The organism is Tardiphaga sp. 866_E4_N1_4 (assembly GCF_052076075.1).
Lineage (GTDB): Bacteria > Pseudomonadota > Alphaproteobacteria > Rhizobiales > Xanthobacteraceae > Tardiphaga > Tardiphaga robiniae.
The window spans coordinates 2,318,764-2,339,867 of record NZ_CP197242.1; the positions used below are offsets into that span (position 1 = coordinate 2,318,764).

Here is a 21,104-nt window from a genome sequence, read left to right on the forward strand (position 1 = left end):
ATCAGCCCTCCCCGCGCACGAGCGTGTAGAAATCGACTTTGGTCGCTGCCGTCTCTGCGGCCTTCCGCTTGACATCGGCGACGACGCGCGCACGCAGCGGCGTGAGCACCTTGGTCTCGACAGCATCTGAAAATTCACTGGTCTGGATGAGTGCATCGCAGAGCGCGATCAGGTGCGCCTTCGCACCATCCCGGCCCAGCGTGTAGCCGAAGCCAATCTCGCCTGATGCCAACCGTACAGCGGCACGCGACACGGTCGCTTCGCCCAGATTGAATGGCGCGCCATCGCCGCCGATCCGGCCGCGCAGCATCACTAGGCCGCTCTCCGGCTGACGCAGTTGTTCATGGGCGGGAACAGCCACTGCATCGAGATAACCGGCGATATCCGCCGTGGCGCAGTGCCCAAGCACCCCCATCGCCTCACGGCGCCGGGCCTGCTGGTGGTTCAGGGAGGATGAAGTCATGTCACCGTCGCTCAACAAGTTGTATGATTTACTAGACAACTTTATAGGCGGAGGCAATGACTGTTTCGTGACAGCGGCACGATTTTTCGCTAATGCGTGGTCGACATCATTCCGGGACCGATTTTGTGACCATTCAGGACAAGCCAACAGGCGTGGCACTTTGGCGGCATGTGGCCGATGGCATCGAGCGCGGCATTGCAGATGGCCGCTATGGTGCTGGCGAAAAGCTGCCCGGCGAGACTGAACTGGCTGACATCTACCGCGTCAATCGCCACACCGTGCGCCGCGCCCTCGCGACCCTGGCCGAACGCGGCCTGGTGCGCGCCGAGCGCGGCAGCGGCACCTATGTGGAATCGCCAAAGCTTGCATACCCCCTGCGATCACGCACGCGCTTCTCGGAAATTGCCGGTGCCGGCGGGCGCGAGCCGCAGGCGCAATTGATCGGAGCCTGGGACGATGTGGCAACACGCGATCTCGCCAGGCAGCTTGGCCTCAAAGCCGGCGCTCCGCTGATCCGCATCGAGGCGCTGCGCCTCGCAGACAAGACGCCGATCTGCGTCGGCACCAACTGGCTGTCGGCCGAACGCTTTCCCGATTTCGGCAAGGTCTATGAGCGCGTGCGCTCGATGACCAAAGCGCTGGCGCATTACGGCGTCAAGGACTATCGCCGCGCCTCGACGAAGGTCACCGCGGGGATCATCGACGCGACCGATGCGACACGGCTTGGTGTCGCACTCGGGCGTCCGATCTTGATTGTCGATTCCATCGATGTGGATGCCGACGGCACGCCGCTAAGCGCTACGCATTCGCGCTTCGTCGCCGAGCGCGTCGAATTCGTGGTCGATAGCGGCTCGCTTTAGTTAGAACGGGTCGGTGCCGAGACCCGGCACATCGGCTGGACGCGGCCCCGGCGCCGGCCACAGGAAACGGCGATCCTTCTCGGCAATCGCAACGTCATTGATGCTGGCCTCGCGGCGCCGCATCAGGCCGGCCTCGTCAAACTCCCATTGCTCATTGCCATAGGAGCGATGCCAGTTGCCGGCGTCGTTATGCCATTCATATTGAAAGCGCACGGCAATGTGATTGCCGTCGAACGCCCACAAATCCTTGATCAGCCGATATTCGTGCTCCTTTGCCCATTTACGGGTGAGGAATTCGACGATCGCCGGGCGCCCCTGAAAGAACTCGCCACGATTGCGCCAGGTCGAGTCCTCGGTATAGGCGAGCGACACTTTCACCGGATCGCGTGAATTCCAGGCGTCCTCGGCCATGCGGGCCTTCTGGGCGGCGGTCTCTCGGGTGAAGGGCGGAAACGGCGGACGCGACATGGGACCCTCGGCTTTGCGATATGCTGGGATTGTAGCCTTGCCGCATGCGGAGTCGATGCCGTTTCACCTATGGGGCGATTGCTAAATCTGATCGGCCTTCATGGCGATCCGCAGCGCTTTCGGAATCGGCTTGGCGCGGCCGCCGGACACGAAGGCCACCTTGACCTTGGCCTCAAGCAGCAACTCATCGCCGCGGCGCACTTCCTGCCCGAGCAGGATCGAAGCGCCCCTCACCTCTTGTGGAACCGTAACGACCTCAAGCAGATCGTCCAGGACTGCCGGTTTTAGAAAATCAATTTTCATCGAACGAACAACGAAGGCAAAGCCGGGCGTATCCTCTCGCGCTTCTTTCAGCAGCTCTTGTTGACTCGTTCCGAGCAAACGCAAGTAATTCGTTCTGCCGCGTTCCATGAAACGCAGAAAGTTTGCGTGATAAACAATCTGGCCGGCGTCAGTATCTTCGAAATACACGCGGACCCGCATATGATGACGACCGTCGCGAATTTCGCCATCAAGAGAGGCTGTCACGGGGAGATTCCTCTTATCACACTTCGGAGAGTAATCGTCTTGCACAGAGGCACCTTCCCCAGCAAGTGCCAATCGCTTTGGGCTTGAACCTTGCTTGGGATGCACCTGGAATCTTGGTCGCGGGAACGCGCATCTCTTTGTCGAATGACAATCAGCCGGCGTTGGTCAGTGTCCGGCCGATTCCCGGCTCATTTTCTCCAAAAGACCGCGCATCGCGTCGATCTGCGTGCCGAAGCCTGCCCAATCCCCAGACCTCAACAGCTTCATTGCCTCGTTATAGCGATCAAGCGCCTCCTGCGCCCTGTTTTCCGCAGGGCTCGCACGTGGCATTTCCGTTGCGGCACTCAGCGATGTCGGCGACGCGTTAGTTTCGATGAAAAGCGCGGACAAGGCCTCGGCAAGCGTCTCTTTCATGACGACATGCTCGCCGTAGGCGGCGATCACGCGCTTGAGTTCCGGCAAGTGTCCGTGGACCGCGCGCAGGTACAGCGGCGACACGTACAGGATCGAATTCTCGATCGGGATCACCAGCAGGTTTCCGCGGATCACCCGTGAACCCATCTGGTTCCACAACGATATTTGCTGGGAGATCTCCGTGTTCTGATGAATGCGCGCCTCGATCTGGAACGGTCCGTAGACGAGCTTCTCCTTGGGAAATTCGTAGACGATCAATTTTCCATAGTCAGGAGCGTCGCAGCGCGCTGCCAGCCATGCGATCATATTGTCGCGTCGGCTTGGCACCATGGGGATCATGATAAAGAACTCGGCCTGGGTTTCTCCGGGCAGCCGCATCACAATGTAGTAAGGGACCATCGGCGCGACGCCATCGCTGGCCGGCTGGCGCGGAAACTGCCAAAGATCCTCCCGGTTATAGAAAACGTCGGCAGATGCCATGTGATAGGTCTGGTAAAGCTGCGCCTGAATCAGGAAGAGGTCCTCGGGATAGCGAATGTGCTTTTGCAGATCGGACGGCATTGCCGCAAACGGCTTGAATAGCCCCGGAAAGATTCGCTGGTAGGTGGCCGCGATCGGGTCCGCCTGGTCCATCAGATAAAAGTTGACACTGCCGTTATAGGCGTCGATGACGGCCTTCACGGAATTGCGGATGTAATTCAGATTGCGGCCGGGCGCAGGCTGCGCAGAGGGGAAATAGTTACTGGTTGTATAGGCGTCCTGGATCCAGAACATCCGCCCCTCGCTGACGACCAGATAGGGATCGTGGTCGAGGCTGAGGAACGGGGCGATCGTGCGTAGCCGTTCCCCGATATTGCGCCGGATCATGATCCGGCTGTCGTCGGTGATGTAGCTGGAGAGCAGCAGGTTCATGTCGTTGAAGTGGTGAGCGAAGATGATTTTTCGCACCATACCCGTCAGCGGTACGCCACCGGCACCGTCGTAGACCGTGTATGCGTTTTCACTCCCCTTCGGATAGTCGAATTCCGGCGTGGTCGTCCTGACGACAACGTAGTTGCTCTCCTCTTGTCCATAATAAATGCGCGGTTCGCGGATCTCGGGACCGCCGTCCGCAACGGGAGGAATATCCCGCAGGTAAAGCAGCGGAAGCCCTTCAGCGCTCTTGTGCATTACCGGGCTCATCACCGCTCCATTGCCGTGGGTGAACAGCAGGTGGAGGTTGACCCACGTCTGGGCGTTCGGCGGTAGCAGTGAGGATCTGAGCTCGCGTGCCGACAGCATCACGCTCTGGTAGGTGCCGCGAAGCCAGTAGCGGTCGACATCCAGGTCGCTTAATTTGTAATAGGTGCGTATCTCCTGCAGCTGGGCGTAGGTATCGGCTAGCGGCTGCCCGTCCCACAATCTGATGTTCTCGATGGTCGCCTTGTTGGCTTCGAGTGTCGCGAAGGTAAGGTCCTGTTCGGCAGGAAAGGGCTTGGCGGCGATCTTGTCGAGATTATAGGCTTCCCTGGTCAGACGGATGCTGCGTTCGATGTAGGGCCGCTCCAGTTCCAGTTCGTTCGGTTTCACGTAGAACCGCTGAAACAGCATCGGGATCACGCCGGACAGCAGGAAAGCGCCCCCGAAGACGAGCAACATCGCGGCAGTGGGGAGCCAGTAGGTACGCGTCCACAGGTTCGCCCACGCGGCGCATGCCGCGACTATCGAAAGCCCGATCAGCAACCAGAGAACGGGTAGCTGAACGTGGACATCGGTGTAGCTCGCGCCAACCACTACGCCATTGTCTCCGTAGAGCAGCAAATAACGGTCGAGTCCGTAGGACCATGCCTTCACCGCAAAGAGCAAGCCGAGCAGCGCCGAGCCGTGAGCAACCGCTGGCGGTGATATCGACCACCGCTGGACCTGGTATTCGATCTGACCATGCAGCCAATAGATCACTGCGGCGAGAAGTGCGCTCATGAACAGCGTTAGCAACGCCCAATTCTTGATGCCGATATAGGCGGGCAGAGAGAACAGATAGAATCCAATATCCTTGTCATACAGCGGATCATTCGCGCCATATGGCACCTGATAGAGGAACTGCAGAATGATGCTCCAGTTGCCGACCTCCTCCCATGCAACAAGCAGAGCGAGGAATCCGGCGCCGCCAGCGATGGCAAGGCGCCATGGCAACCGATCGCGCATGAATTCGAACGGATCGGGCGGCACCGCGGTGGCCGCGAGCTTCCAGTCGAAGTCGACGGGAAGCCGGCCTCGCCGCCGTCGGACAAGAAAAAGTGCCAGCCGGGCATTCGCCCACGCAATGACGGCAGTTGCCGCAAAGACGACGGAAAAGACTGCGGCTTTCGCGCCGATCGATGTCCAGAAAACCTGCGAATAGCCGACCGCGGAAAACCACATCCAGTCGACCAGGAAGTCGCCGACAATCGCGAGAAGGATCAGGCAAATTCCGGAGAAGATGGCAGTCACAATCACCCCGACCACGGCGTTTCGCCCTGGCGTCTTCCGTTCGGGCCCGGTAATCCCGATCGTCATGAACGGATTATAGCAGAACGGGAGAGGTGGCGGTGCCTGTCGTGAGCCCTCGCACCTGTTTTTTCTGCGTCGGCCTTCCTACATCAGAACTGAGGCGCGCATCGCCTTAGGCGCGCCCAATCGGGAGAGCGCTTGTCATGACCGATTTCGCCGGTCTTGAAGCCCGTTTTGGTGCAGGAAACTATGCACCATTGCCGGTCACGATCGTCCGCGGGGCTGGAGTCTACGTGTGGGACGAGGCTGGCAGACGCTACATCGACATGATGGGAGCGTATTCGGCGGCAAGCTTCGGCCATTGCCATCCGCGCCTCGTCAAGGCGCTGACAGAACAGGCACAGCGCCTGGACACGATCTCGCGCGCTTATTTCAGCGATCGGCTGGGGCCTTTCCTCGCCAAGGCCTGTGCACTTACCGGCATGGACGCCGCGTTGCCGATGAACAGCGGCGCGGAAGCCGTCGAGACGGCGCTCAAGGCGGCACGTAAATGGGCCTACAGGGTCAAGGGAGTGCCGACTGACCGGGCTGAAATCATCGTCGCGGAGGGAAATTTCCACGGCCGTACCATCTCGATCGTCGGCTTTTCTTCGCAAACCCAATATCGCGACGGCTTCGGGCCGTTCCCGCCCGGCTTCACGCGCGTGCCGTTCGGCGATGCGTCGGCGCTCGCCGCGGCCATTACCCCTGACACCGCGGCCTTTCTGGTCGAACCAATTCAAGGCGAAGGCGGGATCAATGTGCCGCCCCCTGGATATCTCGCTGAGGCCGCGCGCATTTGCAAGGCGAACAACGTGCTGCTGCTGTGCGACGAGATCCAGAGCGGTCTGGGACGCACCGGACGTCTGCTCGCGTGTCAGCATGAAGGAGTAACACCCGACGGTCTGATGCTCGGCAAGGCGCTCGGTGGCGGGATGTTGCCGGTTTCGCTTTTCCTCGCCCGTCGCGAGGTCATGCAGGTTTTCACTCCGGGTGACCACGGCAGCACGTTCGGAGGCAACCCGATTGCATCAGCGGTTGGATTAGCCGCCCTCGACACACTGATCGACGAGCGATTGATTGAACGTGCCGCGACTGTCGGCGCGCATCTCCTCGATCGGCTCTCTGCGATCAAAAATCCGATCATTCGCGAGGTACGCGGTCGCGGTTTGTTTGCGGGGGTCGAGTTACACCGCAACATGGCTAGTGCCGGTACGGTGATCAGCCGCTTGCTTCAGGCAGGAGTGCTGACCAAAGATACTCACCGGAACACGATACGCTTTGCGCCCCCCTTGATTATCGACAAGTCACAGGTGGATTGGGCCGTAGACCGATTGACCGAAGTACTGGACGAGATCGCCGCATCGACGGTTCAGGCCTAGCGGCCGCCAATGTTGGGCAAGGCTGATCCGCGCGGCGACGATTGCGCCCGAGCTTGTGCTAAGGACGAGATCAAAGCGCTCGCGAAGCCGGCGTCCGAGCACGCCTTCGATCTCTTGGCTCTTAAAAGACCCCACAAAGGCCATGGCGCCGCACCTGCATGCGATGCAGGCCGTCGGCGATGGCGCCGTCGAGATGGAAGGTCGTAGAACCGGTCATAACGAAAAGCCGTGAGCTGCGAGTGGCAGCACGTGATCACGCGTCAATGGCGCCAGGACGATAGCCTCAGGCGCAGTTGGATTGATCCAAATCGCTTCGGCGATCTCGGCCTGGGGCGCGATCGCTCCATCCACCTGCACCGCATAAACACTGGCCTGCACCTGCCATCCCGGTTCATTCGCGGCAACGCTGTTGAACTGGCCGAGCGCCTGCGCCGAGCCCGGCACCAGCCGGCAGCCGAGCTCCTCGCTGATCTCGCGCTCCAGCGCGGCCAGATCGTCCTCGCCTGCATCGCGCTTGCCACCCGGCTGCATGAAGGCCTCGGTGCCACGCTTTCGCACCACCAGCATGCGCCCTGCGTCATCGCGGATCAGCGCAGCGACGACGCCGATGATCTTGTCAGTCATTGCGAACTACTCCTCGTCGCCCGAACCGAACAATCCGATCTGGCTCTCATCCCGTTTCGGCTCACTCAGTCCGAGATGCTTGAACGCATGCGAGGTGAGCAGCCGGCCGCGCGGGGTGCGCTGCAGATAGCCGCACTGGATCAGATAGGGCTCGATGATGTCCTCGATGGCATCACGCGGCTCGGACAGCGCGGCCGCCATGGTCTCGACACCAACGGGGCCACCAGCATAGTTCATGGCGATGGTGGTGAGATAGCGGCGATCCATCGCATCGAGACCCGCACTGTCAACTTCCAATGCGGACAGCGCGTGGTCGGCGATTTTGCGATCGATCGCTGACGCATCCGCAGCGGAGGCAAAGTCACGCACACGGCGCAACAGACGCCCGGCGATGCGCGGCGTGCCGCGGGCGCGGCGCGCAATCTCGTTAGAGCCTTCAGGGGTCATGCCGATGTCCAGCACGCGGGCACCGCGGGTGACGATCTTTTCGAGCTCGTCGATCGTGTAGAAATTCAGCCGCAGCGGAATGCCGAAACGATCGCGCAGCGGATTGGTCAGCAGACCCGCACGGGTGGTCGCGCCGACCAGCGTGAATTTCGACAATTCGATTTTCACCGAGCGTGCCGCAGGGCCTTCGCCGATGATGAGATCGAGCTGGAAATCCTCCATCGCGGGATAGAGCACTTCCTCTACTGCAGGGCTGAGACGGTGGATCTCGTCGATGAACAGCACATCGCGCTCTTCGAGATTGGTCAGCAATGCCGCGAGATCGCCGGCCTTGGCGATGACGGGACCGGATGTCGCGCGAAATCCGACGCCGAGCTCGCGCGCCACGATCTGCGCCAGCGTGGTCTTGCCGAGGCCGGGCGGCCCCACAAACAATGTGTGATCCAGCGCCTCGCCGCGCTTGCGGGCGGCATCGATGAAGATCTGCAAATTCGCGCGCGCCTGTGCCTGGCCGACGAAATCGGCCAGCGACTGCGGGCGCAGCGTGGTGTCGCCGACATCGTCGGAGCGGCGCTCAGGTGTAACCATGCGATCGGGTGGCGTATTCATGATGCGACGTTACCACGGTGCAACGGCCGCGCGAACCACCAGCACAGGCTGGCTGGAATCACGGCAATGCCCGCGAGCAATGCGGACAGCGACAGCGCTTGCGTGAGCGATCGAACGCCGGGCAAAATCACTGCCGACGATTCCGAGGGCTGAACGAACATTCCAAAACCGATGAAGCCGGCAATGCCGACGGCCGCAGCGAGCCACGCCATCCAGATCGTGTTTTGCCCAGCATAGACGGCGGACAGCGCAAAGACGACGCCGGCACCGAGCGACGGCAGCAGCGCGGCCAATGCAGCAACGAATGCCAGCAACCACAGTGCAATCGAGACAAGCGATCTGAAACCATCGAGATCGGCGACAGAGAAGATCAATTGCAGGATCGAAGCACCCAGACCGACGACGAGCAACGATACGAGCGCAGCCACGGATAGCGAACCGACAATACCGAAGATCGCGACAATGCCGATCACACGGGCGATTCTGGCAAGGCTCACTTCGCCAATTCCTTCAGCCCGAGCTTGATGAGTTGCGCCGTTTCCGCACCCTCGCCTGCGCTGCGCGACGCGGCTGCGACGGCGGCCGCCGCCTGCGGCTGGCCATAGCCGAGATTGACCAACGCGGAGATCGCATCCCTGACGGCGCCTGGTGCGCGGTTGTCGTCCATCGCGCCGGCGAGTTGCGCGACCACCGGATCGACGGATGCAAAGGCCGGCGCCTTGTCCTTCAATTCGCTGACGATGCGCTCGGCCACTTTAGGACCGACGCCCGGCGTGCGCGCCACGGCCGTCTTGTCGCGCAGCGCGATGGCATTGGCGAGGTCGGCCGGCGGCAGCGTGCTAAGCACGGCGAGCGCGACCTTGGCACCAACGCCCTGCACAGTCTGCAGCAAGCGAAACCATTCGCGCTCCATATCGCTGCGGAATCCGAACAGCTTGATCTGGTCTTCGCGGACATATGTTTCGATGGAGAGCACCGCCGCTTCGCCCGCCTGCGGCAGTGCCTGCAGCGTGCGAGCGGAACAATGCACCTGATAGCCCACGCCCTGTACGTCGAGGATCACATAGTCCTCGCCATAGCTGTCGATCAGGCCTTTGAGCTTGCCGATCACGCGCCGACGACCTTGAGGCGCAGTGCCGTGCTCTGACGGTGATGCGCATGGGTGATGGCGATGGCCAGCGCGTCGGCCGCATCGGCGGATTTCGGCTCAGCCTTCGGCAGCAGGATCTTCAGCATCACCTGGATCTGGTTCTTGTCGGCGTGGCCCGCGCCGACCACGGTCTTCTTCACCTGATTGGGCGCGTATTCGGCGACGGCAATGCCGAACATCGCCGGCGTCATCATGGCGATGCCGCGCGCCTGGCCGAGCTTCAGCGTCGCGACGCCGTCCTTGTTGACGAAGGTCTGCTCCACCGCAGCTTCGGCCGGTTGGAAGTCGCCGAGGATCTTGGCGAGACCTTCATGAATGCCGAGCAGCCGGCTTGCCAACGGCAGATTGTCCGGCGGTTCCACCGAACCGCAGCCGATATAGGTCAGCCGGTTGCCGTCGATCTCGATCACGCCCCAGCCGGTGCGGCGCAGGCCCGGATCGATGCCGATGATGCGGACAGGAGGGCGAATCGGAGGGTTTGTCATCCCACAGGGATAACGCCGGTCGGAGCGGAACGAAATAGAAACGCGGAGCCGTCCCAAAGGAAAGAGAGGGAAGCTGAACCCCTGCTCAGCCGCCCATCTTGGCCATCAGCGCGTCCGATACCTCGAAGTTGGCATAGACGTTCTGCACGTCGTCATGCTCGTTCAACAGGTCCATCAGCTTGATCAGCTTCTCGCCGGTCTCGTCATCGACCGAGAGCGTGTTCTGCGGCTTCCAGATCACCGCCGCCTTGCGGGCTTCGCCGAATTTGGCTTCCAGTCCCTTGGCAACCTCGCGGAACGTCTCCTGCGAGGCATAGACCTCGTGGCCGCCCTCGCCCGACACCACGTCATCCGCGCCGGCCTCGATGGCAGCTTCGAGCATGTCGTCGGCAGAGGCCTTGTCGGCGTCATATTCGATCACGCCGACATGGTCGAACATGAAGGAAACCGAGCCGGTTTCACCGAGATTGCCACCGGATTTGGTGAAGTAGGAACGGATGTCGGACGCGGCGCGGTTGCGGTTGTCGGTCAGTGCCTCGACGATGACGGCGACGCCGCCGGGGCCGTAGCCCTCATAGCGGATTTCATCATAGTTCTCGCCGTCGCTGCCGATCGCCTTCTTGATGGCGCGCTCGATGTTGTCGCGCGGCATGTTCTCCTGCCGGGCGGCGATCACGGCGGAGCGCAGCCGGGCATTCATCGACGGGTCCGGCGTCCCCATCTTGGCAGCGACGGTGATTTCGCGCGCCAGCTTGCTGAACAGCTTGGACTTCTGGGCATCCTGCCGGCCCTTGCGGTGCATGATGTTCTTGAATTGGGAATGTCCGGCCATGCGGTCTCTCTTGAAGCGTCAGGGTAGTTAGGGCTGCGGCGCGGGGTTATAGGCCGCGAAATCGGCAAAATCAAAAATTTGCCGCCGAATCCGGCAGATCTTCGCAATACCGCGACCGACCTTAACCATCACTTCACGCCGAGGTGCAAGGTTACCCGTATAGATTGTATTCATTGGGGTCACCGATGGCGTTTGGACTGTTCCGCAAGCGGCAGCCGGAAGCGGCTGAAGTGGTGATGATCGCTGAAAACACAGCACCTTCTGTGGCACCGCAGCATCCTGAACCAGATACCGCTCGCGACATCCTGGAGTTGCTGGAACTCGAGCTGGGCGCGCTTATCCGCCAGCTTGAGCGTGCCGCGACATCCGTCGCCGGCGGCGCCGAATCGACCGCCACCACCCTCTCCGCCATCCGCGCCCGCACCGACGTGCTGGCCGACCGCAGCAGCGCCGCGCAATCCACCGCCACGACCTTCGCGCAGGCCGCCGACAAATTCACCCACTCGGCCGAGGGTATCGGCACCCAGGTGCGCGATGCCAGCCGGCTCGCGGACGAGGCCGGCGCCGCCGCCCATGAAGCCAGCGCCAATGTGGACCGCCTGCGCGACTCCTCCGCTGCAATCAGCAATGTGTTGGAGTTGATCGCGCAGATTGCCCGGCAGACAACGATGCTCGCGCTGAACGCGACCATCGAGGCGGCACGCGCCGGCGCTGCAGGCCGCGGCTTCTCGGTCGTCGCCACCGAGGTCAAGGCGCTGGCGGTGCAAACCCAGAACGCCACCGAAGAGATCAGGAAGAAGATCGACACCCTGCAGCGCGACGCTGCGAGTTCGGTCGATGCGGTGCATCGCATCTCCACCGCCATCGACGCGATCCGCCCGGTGTTTGCCAATGTGAATGGCGCAGTCGCCGAGCAGAACGCGACGACCAGCGAGATGTCGCACAATGCCACCACCGCCTCGCAGTTCATCGTCTCGGTCGGCGACAGCGCCGCGGAAATCGATAGCGCTGCGAAGGAAGCGGCTGCCCATGGCGAGCATGTCGCGCAGGCCGGCCAGGCCGTCACGATGTTTGCCTCACGGCTGAAGTCGCGCTGCGCGGTACTGCTGAAACAGAGCGAGCGCGAAGACGAGCGCCGACGCGAAAAGCTGCCATGTCACCTCAATGTCGATCTTCAGGCACGCGGCGGCCAGATCAGCGCGCCGGTCTATGAAATCTCGATGGACGGCATTCTCATCGGCGGACCGGACGCGAACCGGCTTCCGTTGCACGACATCGTTGCTGCTGAACTCAGCGAGGTCGGCCCCTGCCGCCTGCGCATTGCCGAACATTCCACTGCCGGCGCACAGGCAATGTTCGTCGCGCCCGACGGGGCTCTCATCAGCCGGATCGAAGACCGGCTATGGGCTATTCATGACGAAAACACCGAATTCGTCACCCGCGCCATTGATGCCGGCGCCGCGCTCAACAAGATCTTTGCCGACGGTATTGCATCCGGCGCTATCAGCATCGACGACATGTTCGACGACAACTACGTCGAAATCCCTGGCTCCAGTCCGGTGCAGTACCGGACAAAGATTCTCGGCTGGGCCGACCGCGCACTCCCCGAATTCCAGGATGCGTTTCTGGCCAAGGACACCCGCATGGCGTTCTGCGCCATGATCGACCGCAACGGCTATCTACCGGTACATAACAGCATCTATTCCAAGCCGCAGCGCCCGGGTGATGTCGCCTGGAATACGGCCAACTGCCGCAACCGCCGCATCTTCAACGATCCGGCTGGATTGGCCGCCGGTCGCAATACACGTTCCTACCTGATCCAGAGTTATGCCCGCGACATGGGCAACGGTCAGACCGTGATGATGCGCGAGATCGACGTGCCTGTGCGCATACAGGGACGCCATTGGGGCGGCTTCCGCACGGCGTACAAATTATGATTTGGGTTTGTAAACGGCCCTGCGCTGCCACCTGAGACCTGGCGCAGCGCCGCCTATTCCGTCTGCGAGTGAGCTAGCAGCCGAAACTGCCAAGGCGTCCTAGCCGCCGCTCGTTCGGCCTTCCGCATTGTCATCTCCGCCGTATGAACCGCCGCCATATCCATATGGCGCGCTGTATCCATATGAACCGGGGCCGGCACCAAATCCGCGATAGACCGTTACGGGGGCGCTTCCCTCATACCGCGCGTGAGAGGACATGATCCGTCGATGCTTGCTGGCAGCGCTATGCCCGTCTTTGGCCTGCGCGGTCCAGTTCGCAGTGCCGGCGATTAGTAAAGCGGCGCCCAACAGAATGAATTTATTCATCACATTTTTCCTTGGTCAACGAGCCCCGCGACCTCAGATGCGCACGCTTGGCTCTCAAGGTAGCGCCAATCACGCGTAGTTGAATTTCGGCTTGCGGTACCCCGTCCTGCATGGACAGCGGCGGCGAGACCCATTGGGGCCATTTGCCCATTCGCCCCGGGCCTGGGAGGCAGTGTCACACCGCTGACATTTGCATCGGTCCATAACCGTGAACCCATTCGATACAAGCGGAGCTGCCATGACCGAACATTCCCGCGATGACGCGCAAGCAATCCACGACCGCATTCGTGCAGAGATGCTGGACGGCTTCGACGAAGAACTCGAGCTCGAGATCGATGACGATCGTCTCGACGCCCTGACCAACGAAATGTCCGACCACAGCCCGGCGGAGACCATCGAGCGACGCCTCTATTTCAAGGAACTGTTCCGCCTGCAGGGCGAATTGGTAAAGTTGCAGAGCTGGGTGCAGCAGAACAAGCTCAAGGTCGTAGTGATCTTCGAAGGCCGCGATTCCGCTGGCAAGGGCGGCGTCATCAAGCGGATCACCCAGCGGCTCAATCCACGCGTCTGCCGCGTTGCCGCACTCCCCGCGCCGAATGAGCGCGAACGCACCCAATGGTACTTCCAGCGTTACGTCTCGCACCTCCCCGCCGGCGGCGAGATCGTGCTGTTCGATCGTAGCTGGTACAACCGCGCCGGCGTCGAGCGCGTGATGGGTTTCTGCACCGAGGATGACGTGGAGGAATTCTTCCGCTCGGTGCCGGAATTCGAACGCATGCTGGTGCGCTCGGGCATCATCCTGGTCAAATACTGGTTCTCGATCACCGATGAAGCGCAGCACCTGCGCTTCTCGATGCGCATCGCCGATCCGCTCAAGCAGTGGAAGCTTAGCCCGATGGATGTCGAGGCGCGCACCCGCTGGGAGCAATACACCAAGGCCAAGGAAGCGATGCTCGAGCATACGCATATTCCGGAAGCCCCGTGGCATGTGGTGCAGGCCGTCGACAAGAAGAAGGCCCGCCTGAACTGCATCGCGCATCTGCTCGAACAGCTTCCCTATCAGGAGGTCGAGCATCCGCCTGTGGTCCTGCCTGCACGCGTGCGCAATCCCGACTATCACCGCACGCCGGTGCCAGCCGAAATGTACGTGCCGGAGCGGTACTAGCCCCACAGTCGGCAGCTCACGTACCGTTTTTCGGGCAGGCCGAGCCTAACGCAACCGCAATATTCTTTTGAATAAAAGTCATCCGACGCCCACGAGGAGGGCGTCGGATGACGTCGCGGAGATTTTACCGCGATTTATCCGACAGACACGCTCGCGCGACATACAAACCAATGTATAGTCCTGCGGCATCTTATTGCTGCTTTTGAAATGATGACCGTACGCCTATAGTACCGTCGTTGGCCGATGACGAACCATTCGCCATTGCATCATCGAGTCGAGCAAACGGGGGTCTCACTGTGGCAAATCTCAATATCAACGGCGAGCAGAAGTCCTTCGACGCACCAGACGACATGCCTCTGCTCTGGGTGCTGCGCGATATTCTCGGCATGACCGGCACAAAATTCGGCTGCGGCGTTGCGCTATGCGGAGCATGCACTGTGCATATCGACGGCAAGGCCGTGCGCTCCTGTCTGCTGCCGGTCAGTGCGGTGAGCGGACGCGCCATCACCACAATCGAAGGCGTCGGCACCACACCGGTCGGCGCCAAGGTGCAGAAAGCCTGGCTCGACCTCGAAGTCATTCAATGCGGTTACTGCCAGTCCGGGCAGATCATGTCAGCGGCGGCGCTCCTCGCTTCTACGCCAACCCCTGACGATTCTGACATCGATGCCGCCATGGCCGGAAATATCTGTCGCTGCGGCACCTATGTCCGGGTGCGTGAAGCGATCAAGCATGCTGCCTCCGAACGGCAAACCTAGGAGTCGGCCATGAAACTTGCAGACAACATGCTTGTTGCGACCAGTCCTGCAAACAAGCCTTCTGGCCTGTCACGGCGCAATCTGCTCGCTGGCGCCTTTGCCGGTGGCTTTATGTTCGCCTTCCAGCTTCCGGTCCGCGCGGCCAATGAGCCGACGCAACCTCCCGATACGACGGAGGGCAAATTCGCCCCCAACGCCTTCATCCGCATCGACACCACCGGCAAGACGACACTGGTGATGCCGCAAGTCGAGATGGGGCAAGGCATCTATACCGCCATCGCCATGATCCTCGCCGAAGAGCTCGACGCCGACTATGCGCAGATCACGCTGGAACATGCGCCGCCCAGCGACAAGCTCTACGGCAATCCAATTTTCATCATCCAGGCGACCGGCGGATCGACTTCGGTGCGCGCATTCTGGAAACCGCTGCGCAATGCCGGGGCGACCGCGCGTGCGATGCTGGTGCAAGCCGCAGCTGAACAGTGGCAGGTCGAACCTGCGAGCTGCACGGCGTCGAATGGGCAAGTGATGCATACGGCCAGCGGGCGCAAACTGTCCTATGGCGAGTTGTGCGACGCCGCCGGCAAACTCACGCCGCCGAAGGACGTCGCGCTCAAGGACCCGAAAGACTTCTCGGTGATCGGCAAGCCGCTGAAGCGCTTCGACACGCCGGACAAGGTCAACGGCAAGACGATCTACGGTATCGACGCGATGGTGCCGGGCATGACATTCGCGACACTGGCACAATGCCCGGTGTTCGGCGGCAAACTCGCCAAGGTCGATGACCGCGCGGCGAAGAAGATTCCGGGCGTGCGGCAGATCGTGGTGCTCGACGACCTCGTGGCCGTGGTCGGCGATCACATGTGGGCCGCCAGGTCCGGGCTCGAAGCGCTCGATATCACCTGGGACGAAGGGCCCAACGCCAAGATCAGTTCAAAGGACATCTGGGCGCATTTGCGCACGGCCAGCGAGACGGACGGCGTAATCGCCAAATCCGTCGGCGACATCGCCAAGGGTCTCGCCACCGGCGAACGGATCGACGCGTCCTACGAGATGCCGTTCCTTGCGCACGCGACCATGGAGCCCTTGAATTGCACGGTGCACTTCAAGGGAGATTCCTGCGAGGTCTGGACGGGCACGCAGATCATGTCGCGGGTGCAGTCCGAGACTGCCAAGGCCGCTGGCTTGCCGGTCGAAAAGGTGACGGTCAATCAACACATGATCGGCGGTGGCTTCGGTCGCAGGCTTGAGCCCGACATGGTCGTGGCGGCGGTGCGCATCGCCAAACAGGTCAATGGACCGGTCAAGGTGGTGTGGACCCGCGAAGAGGACATCCAGCACGACATTTATCGCCCCGTCTATCGCGACAACATTTCGGCGACACTGTCCAACGGCAAAGTGGTCGGCTTCAAGTACAAGATCGCAGGCTCGGCCGTGATCGCGCGTTGGCTGCCGCCTGCGTTCCAGAAGGGCATCGACATCGACGCCATCGATAGTGCCGCGGACCAGCCCTACGACTTCCCGCATTTCCAGTGTGAATATGTCCGTGTCGAACCGCCGGCGGTGCCGACCGGCTTCTGGCGCGGCGTCGGCCCGAACAATAACGTGTTCGCGATCGAGAGCTTCATGGATGAGCTCGCTCGCAAGGCCGGCAAGGATCCCGTCGTGTTCCGGCGTGAATTGCTCAGCAAGGCACCACGGATGCTGGCGGCCCTCAATCTTGCGGCAGAGAAGGCCAACTGGGGTCAGCCACTGCCAGCGCGCGTCGGACGCGGCGTGAGCATCCAGCCCACCTTCGATACCTCGATCGCGACTGTGGTCGAAGCGGAGATCGATTCACAGGGAGAAATTCGTCTGCGTCAGGTCAACGTGGCGGTCGACACCGGCATCGCTGTCAATCCTGACACCATCGTGGCGCAGATCGAAGGCGGCATCGTGTTCGGCCTCACTGCCGCGCTCTATGGCGACATTACCATCGAGAAGGGACGCGTGCAGCAGTCCAATTTCCACGACTATCGCATGCTTCGGATCGACCAGATGCCGAAAATCAATGTCCACCTCATCAAGAGCGGCGAAGCACCCGGCGGCATAGGCGAGTGCGGCGTGATCGGCGGACCGCCGGCACTGCGCAATGCGATCTATGCAGCGACTGGCGTTGCGCTGCGGAGGATGCCGATCGACCGCGATGCGATCGCCGAAAGGAAGAAGTCATGACGCCCGCCGCACGTCGCATTCTCGGCAGCGTCATCCTCATCGGTGTTGTCGGCGTCGCCGGCGCTGCGCTCTATGTGCGCGGCCCCGGACCGATGGCCTTCTCAAGCGGGCCGAAAGTGGCGCTGACGGACTACAAGGGCGCCAATCCGACAGGCGCTCCCGCCAACATGGCCAATGCCAGCCTGATCGAGCGTGGCGAATATCTCGCGCGTGCGGCGGATTGCATGGTCTGCCACACCGCGCCCGGCGGCAAGGAATATGCCGGCGGCTTCGCATTCAAACTGCCGTTTGGCACGCTGTATTCGACCAACATCACACCGGACAAAGAGACAGGCATCGGCAACTACACCGACCAGCAGTTTCTCGACGCCGTTCGAAGCGGCAAGCGCCACGACGGCGCCCGGCTCTATCCGGCGATGCCCTATACGTCCTACACTTACATGACCGATGCGGACACGCTCGCGGTCAAGGCCTATCTGTTCAGCCTCACACCGGTGCGCGCAGCACCGCCTGAGAATACGCTTGCCTTTCCGTTCAATCAGCGCTGGGCAATGACGTTCTGGTCAGCATTGTTCAATCCCGATACGCGCTTCGAACCCGATACGTCGCAAAGCCCGGAATGGAACAGGGGCGCCTATCTCGTCGAGGCGCTGGCGCATTGCGGCGAATGCCACACGCCGCGCAATCTCGGCTTCGCGCTCGACAACCGCAAGAAATTTGCTGGCGCGCTGACCGCCGGATGGCGGGCCTTCAATATCACCTCGGACAAGACGACGGGCCTTGGCAACTGGAGCGACGAAGATGTCGTTTCCTATCTGTCGGTCGGACATGCCAAAGGTCACGGTACCGCTTCAGGGCCGATGGGCGAAGCCGTGGACCACAGTTTCAGCAAGATGGCGCCGACGGATATCAAGGCGATGGTCGCATTCCTGCGCACGGTGCCGGCGGTGCCCTCACCTGATCTGCCCGCGAAACTCGCGCCACCCGCACCGCCCTCGCACAGGGACGGCATGACGGCGAACGCGCTTGGCAAGACGGTCTTCCAGGGCGCCTGCGTGAGCTGCCATGGCTGGACAGGCGAGAGCGCACTCTCGCCCATGGCCACGCTGACTGGCGCGTGGGCCGTTAACGATCCCGGCGCGACGAACGTCGCGCAGATCGTGATCTCCGGCACCAAGCGGCATACGCCGCAAGGCGCACTCTCGATGCCAGCTTTCGGCAAGAGCCATTCAGATACGGAGATCGCGGCTGTCGCGAATTACGTGACCGCGCGCTTCGGCAGCAAGGGATCGCAGATCACAGCAAGCGATGTCGCGGATTTGCGCAAACAGACGGAGCAGTAGGCCGAACTAGGTCAGCCAGAACTCGGGCACGGCCTGCGACAGCCGGCCACCGAGCCGCACAGGCGCGATGCGTGATGCGAGGCCGGTCTTGTCATCGGTTTCGACCGCAACGCCCGACAAAGTCGCCGGGCCGAAGGCGGGCTCGAAACGGCCGGAGGGAATGCCGGTCGTGAAGCGCCTGACAGGCTCTTCCTTCTGCATGCCGATCACGGAATCATAGTCGCCGGTCATGCCGGCATCGGTCATGTAGGCGGTGCCGCCTGCGAGGATCTGATGATCAGCGGTCGGCACATGCGTATGCGTGCCGACGACGAGGCTCACGCGGCCATCGCAGAAGTAACCCATGCCCTGCTTTTCGCTCGAGGCTTCGCCATGGAAATCCACCACGATGGCGTCCGCGGCTTCCACCAGCGGACAGGCATCGATCTCCTTGCCGACAGCGCTGAACGGATCGTTGAGCGGCTCCATGAAGACGCGGCCCATGGCGTTGATCACCAGCGCACGCGCACCGTTCTTGGCATCGATCAGCGCGGCGCCGCGGCCCGGCGTGTGGCGCGGGAAGTTCAACGGACGGATCAGACGCGGTGCACGTTCGATGAACACCAGCGCCTCTTTCTGATTCCAGGCGTGGTTGCCGAGGGTCACGGCATCGGCGCCGGCGTCGATAAGATCATTATAGATCGTCTCGGTGATACCGAAGCCGCCGGCGGCGTTCTCGCCATTGATGATGACAAGATCGAGCTTCCAGTCGCGGATCAGGCCCGGCAGTTTTTCGAGGATCACCACGCGGCCGGTTTTGCCGACCACGTCGCCGATGAAGAGAATACGCAAGTCAGATGCTCCGAAAATCGATCGTCCGGGTTTCGGTTAGCACATAATCCAGCGCCACGTCGTGTGGTTGCATGGGAATGGCCTCGATTTCCTGGGTGTCGAAGGCCACGCCCACGGCGATAAATGGCTTGATGGCGTGCAGTTGCGCGAAGGTGCGATCGTAATGCCCCGCGCCATAGCCAATGCGGTGGCCGGCGCGGTCGAATGCCGCGAGTGGCACCAGCAGGATATCGGGGATCAGTGGCGGCGCGTCCGGTGCTGGTTCCGGAATGCCCAGTGAACCGCGCACCAGCGCATCGTTCGGGCTCCAGATCCGGAACATCAGGGGCTCATCACGGGCGATGATCACCGGGAGCGCCAGTCGCGCCCCCTGGGCGGCGAGATGCTGCATCAGCGGAATTGGATCGATCTCGCTACGGATGGGAGAATAGCCGGCGACGATGTCGCCGGCCCTGACCGGAAAAGGCAGCCCACGCGCTGCGATGGCTTGTGCGGCTGCCGACCGTTCGGCCTCGCTCAGCGCCGTGCGGCGTGCCAGCGCGGCGATGCGGAGCTCAATCTTTGTCGGAGTGGGCGGCGTGTCGGACATGCCGCACGATATGCTGTCCGCAGAGCCTGCGGAAGCGCAGGACCGGTCTTCGCGATCATCTTTGGCGAGCGAGGCTAAAATTGCACGGCAAACGCCATGCAAGGGCCACAGCCATCAAAAAAGTAAAAGTGCGAAGCCACGATGGCCGTTGAAGCACTCGATCCCGGAGCACCTACGAAAGTAGGTGGGCACCATGTGACCAGGTCCACGGACCTGGTCAGGGACAGTTCCCTGAAGGATCGATAAGGCCCCGGGGATATATGGCTCCTGACGCGCGACGCAGCCTCGCGTGAGCAATGTAGGGGTTATGAGACGGATGCGCCAGTGCCCGCTTGGCATCAAAGCCTGCGTTATCCAATAGCAACGCCGCCGCCGATGGTGCGGTTGAGCACCTGGGTGGTCTTCTCGATCCGCTCTGCCGCAGCATTCAGGGCCGCGGCAACCGCCGTCTGCGTCGCCCGTGCGCGATCCGCGGCGACAACGCGCACATCGCGTAATGCGGCGAGTTCTTCCTGCAGGGCACGGATCTGCTGATTGGCATCGACCAGTTCGTCGGCAATGGTCAGCGCCGCCATCACCGTCAACCGCGCATCGCCGATCTCACCGAATTTGCCGCGCAGGTTTTCGACGCGGGATTCAAGACTTTCCGCCAGCCGCAGCAGGCGGGTCTCCTGCCCCTCCTCGCAGGCCATGCGATATTGCCGGCCATTGATCGTAACGTTGACGTGGCTCATCTCGCTTTACTCATGCGCGTTGTCAGTCGCCAGCACCGCGCGAATGGTGCCGATGGCGGTATCGAGCTTGTCGGCGATCTCGCGGTTGGCCCGCTCCAGCCGGCGCGATTTCACCAGCGTGCCATCAAGCTCATCCGCCAGCCGGGACCGGTCGGCGCCAAGCGCCTGAATGCGGGTGGCCAGCTCATCCTCGTCGCGATCCGCCTCACGGCGGCGCTCGACCGCACTTTCCAGAGCATCCAGCGCTGCCATCAACCGCCGCGTGGCAGAGTCGATCTCAGCCGCACCGCCATTGGCGGGATCGGAGGCTGTGAGATGGGCGGGGCGTTCGATCATACTGGGTTACGCGGGACCTTGGGTGTGATGCGACCGGAGCTCAAAAACCACGGCTCCGCAA

At 61.9% G+C, this 21,104-nt stretch carries 22 protein-coding genes and 1 other RNA gene; 7 read left to right on the top strand and 16 right to left on the bottom strand.

Annotated elements, in window-relative coordinates:
• Position 1 precedes the first annotated feature (1 nt).
• On the bottom strand, positions 2–463 hold the full coding sequence (gene phnG / locus AB8B20_RS11410) for a phosphonate C-P lyase system protein PhnG (RefSeq protein ID WP_439072646.1): 462 nt from the start codon (positions 461–463) through the stop codon (positions 2–4).
• A 125-nt stretch (positions 464–588) separates the two neighbouring features.
• Between phnG and phnF the strand changes: the two genes are divergently transcribed.
• Entirely contained in the window at positions 589–1,323 is a 735-nt protein-coding gene (phnF, locus tag AB8B20_RS11415) for a phosphonate metabolism transcriptional regulator PhnF (RefSeq protein ID WP_439072648.1), read from the top strand.
• Here phnF and AB8B20_RS11420 read toward each other — a convergent pair whose 3' ends face one another.
• The 3 genes from AB8B20_RS11420 to AB8B20_RS11430 form a co-directional block, all read right to left on the bottom strand.
• Positions 1,324–1,791 carry a nuclear transport factor 2 family protein gene (locus AB8B20_RS11420; RefSeq protein WP_093756782.1) on the bottom strand — a complete coding sequence of 156 codons (468 nt, stop codon included), beginning with the start codon at positions 1,789–1,791 and terminating at the stop codon, positions 1,324–1,326. It lies immediately after the preceding gene.
• 81 nt (positions 1,792–1,872) lie between these two features.
• Complete coding sequence (gene ybgC, locus AB8B20_RS11425) at positions 1,873–2,319, bottom strand: tol-pal system-associated acyl-CoA thioesterase (RefSeq protein ID WP_439072649.1); 447 nt, start codon at positions 2,317–2,319, stop codon at positions 1,873–1,875.
• A gap of 165 nt (positions 2,320–2,484) precedes the next feature.
• Positions 2,485–5,268 carry a UPF0182 family membrane protein gene (locus AB8B20_RS11430; RefSeq protein WP_439072650.1) on the bottom strand — a complete coding sequence of 928 codons (2,784 nt, stop codon included), beginning with the start codon at positions 5,266–5,268 and terminating at the stop codon, positions 2,485–2,487.
• A gap of 137 nt (positions 5,269–5,405) precedes the next feature.
• Here AB8B20_RS11430 and rocD point away from each other — a divergent pair, with 137 nt between their 5' ends.
• Positions 5,406–6,623: an ornithine--oxo-acid transaminase gene (gene rocD / locus AB8B20_RS11435; protein WP_439072652.1), complete on the top strand. Its 1,218-nt coding sequence runs from the start codon at positions 5,406–5,408 to the stop codon at positions 6,621–6,623.
• Between the two features lie 213 nt (positions 6,624–6,836).
• Here the strand turns inward: rocD and AB8B20_RS11440 are convergent, their stop codons facing one another.
• From AB8B20_RS11440 to AB8B20_RS11470, 7 genes are all read right to left on the bottom strand, one after another.
• Positions 6,837–7,247 carry an NUDIX hydrolase gene (locus AB8B20_RS11440; RefSeq protein WP_439072653.1) on the bottom strand — a complete coding sequence of 137 codons (411 nt, stop codon included), beginning with the start codon at positions 7,245–7,247 and terminating at the stop codon, positions 6,837–6,839.
• 6 nt (positions 7,248–7,253) lie between these two features.
• A complete protein-coding gene (gene ruvB, locus AB8B20_RS11445) occupies positions 7,254–8,303 on the bottom strand; it encodes a Holliday junction branch migration DNA helicase RuvB (RefSeq protein ID WP_093756787.1) in 1,050 nt (349 codons plus the stop codon).
• On the bottom strand, positions 8,300–8,800 hold the full coding sequence (locus tag AB8B20_RS11450; protein WP_244527924.1) for a hypothetical protein: 501 nt from the start codon (positions 8,798–8,800) through the stop codon (positions 8,300–8,302). Before AB8B20_RS11450 ends, ruvB begins: the two co-directional genes overlap by 4 nt.
• Positions 8,797–9,414, bottom strand: coding sequence for a Holliday junction branch migration protein RuvA (gene ruvA, locus AB8B20_RS11455; RefSeq protein ID WP_439072655.1), 618 nt, complete (start codon positions 9,412–9,414; stop codon positions 8,797–8,799). The genes AB8B20_RS11450 and ruvA overlap by 4 nt, the downstream gene beginning before the upstream one ends.
• Positions 9,411–9,938 carry a crossover junction endodeoxyribonuclease RuvC gene (gene ruvC, locus AB8B20_RS11460; protein WP_089265379.1) on the bottom strand — a complete coding sequence of 176 codons (528 nt, stop codon included), beginning with the start codon at positions 9,936–9,938 and terminating at the stop codon, positions 9,411–9,413. The genes ruvA and ruvC overlap by 4 nt, the downstream gene beginning before the upstream one ends.
• A gap of 85 nt (positions 9,939–10,023) precedes the next feature.
• A complete protein-coding gene (locus tag AB8B20_RS11465) occupies positions 10,024–10,770 on the bottom strand; it encodes a YebC/PmpR family DNA-binding transcriptional regulator (RefSeq protein WP_089265380.1) in 747 nt (248 codons plus the stop codon).
• Positions 10,771–10,797: 27 nt separating this feature from the next.
• The gene (locus AB8B20_RS11470; RefSeq protein WP_439072656.1) at positions 10,798–10,944 is read right to left on the bottom strand and encodes a hypothetical protein; all 147 of its coding nucleotides are present in this window, start codon (positions 10,942–10,944) and stop codon (positions 10,798–10,800) included.
• 62 nt (positions 10,945–11,006) lie between these two features.
• On the opposite strand from AB8B20_RS11470, the gene AB8B20_RS11475 reads away from it, so the two are divergent.
• From AB8B20_RS11475 to AB8B20_RS11495, 5 genes are all read left to right on the top strand, one after another.
• Positions 11,007–12,707 carry a methyl-accepting chemotaxis protein gene (locus AB8B20_RS11475; protein WP_439073063.1) on the top strand — a complete coding sequence of 567 codons (1,701 nt, stop codon included), beginning with the start codon at positions 11,007–11,009 and terminating at the stop codon, positions 12,705–12,707.
• A 604-nt stretch (positions 12,708–13,311) separates the two neighbouring features.
• Entirely contained in the window at positions 13,312–14,238 is a 927-nt protein-coding gene (ppk2, locus tag AB8B20_RS11480) for a polyphosphate kinase 2 (RefSeq protein ID WP_439072657.1), read from the top strand.
• Positions 14,239–14,534: 296 nt separating this feature from the next.
• Positions 14,535–14,996 (top strand): (2Fe-2S)-binding protein, encoded by a 462-nt coding sequence (locus AB8B20_RS11485; RefSeq protein WP_165826854.1) that lies wholly within the window; start codon positions 14,535–14,537, stop codon positions 14,994–14,996.
• 9 nt (positions 14,997–15,005) lie between these two features.
• Positions 15,006–17,210, top strand: a complete 2,205-nt coding sequence (locus AB8B20_RS11490; protein WP_439072658.1) for a molybdopterin cofactor-binding domain-containing protein — start codon at positions 15,006–15,008, stop codon at positions 17,208–17,210.
• Positions 17,207–18,553 (top strand): c-type cytochrome, encoded by a 1,347-nt coding sequence (locus AB8B20_RS11495; protein WP_439072659.1) that lies wholly within the window; start codon positions 17,207–17,209, stop codon positions 18,551–18,553. Before AB8B20_RS11490 ends, AB8B20_RS11495 begins: the two co-directional genes overlap by 4 nt.
• Before the next feature lie 6 nt (positions 18,554–18,559).
• Here the strand turns inward: AB8B20_RS11495 and AB8B20_RS11500 are convergent, their stop codons facing one another.
• The 5 genes from AB8B20_RS11500 to AB8B20_RS11520 all read right to left on the bottom strand — a co-directional run bounded on the left by AB8B20_RS11500 (position 18,560) and on the right by AB8B20_RS11520 (position 21,043).
• Positions 18,560–19,384 (bottom strand): TIGR00282 family metallophosphoesterase, encoded by an 825-nt coding sequence (locus AB8B20_RS11500; protein WP_093756792.1) that lies wholly within the window; start codon positions 19,382–19,384, stop codon positions 18,560–18,562.
• A 1-nt stretch (position 19,385) separates the two neighbouring features.
• Positions 19,386–19,973 carry a 5-formyltetrahydrofolate cyclo-ligase gene (locus tag AB8B20_RS11505; protein WP_092144869.1) on the bottom strand — a complete coding sequence of 196 codons (588 nt, stop codon included), beginning with the start codon at positions 19,971–19,973 and terminating at the stop codon, positions 19,386–19,388.
• 129 nt (positions 19,974–20,102) lie between these two features.
• Positions 20,103–20,262, bottom strand: a non-coding RNA gene (ssrS, locus tag AB8B20_RS11510) — 6S RNA.
• A gap of 61 nt (positions 20,263–20,323) precedes the next feature.
• Positions 20,324–20,707: a cell division protein ZapA gene (locus tag AB8B20_RS11515; protein ID WP_068735170.1), complete on the bottom strand. Its 384-nt coding sequence runs from the start codon at positions 20,705–20,707 to the stop codon at positions 20,324–20,326.
• A 6-nt stretch (positions 20,708–20,713) separates the two neighbouring features.
• Complete coding sequence (locus AB8B20_RS11520) at positions 20,714–21,043, bottom strand: DUF4164 domain-containing protein (RefSeq protein WP_093756794.1); 330 nt, start codon at positions 21,041–21,043, stop codon at positions 20,714–20,716.
• Positions 21,044–21,104: the final 61 nt, after the last annotated feature.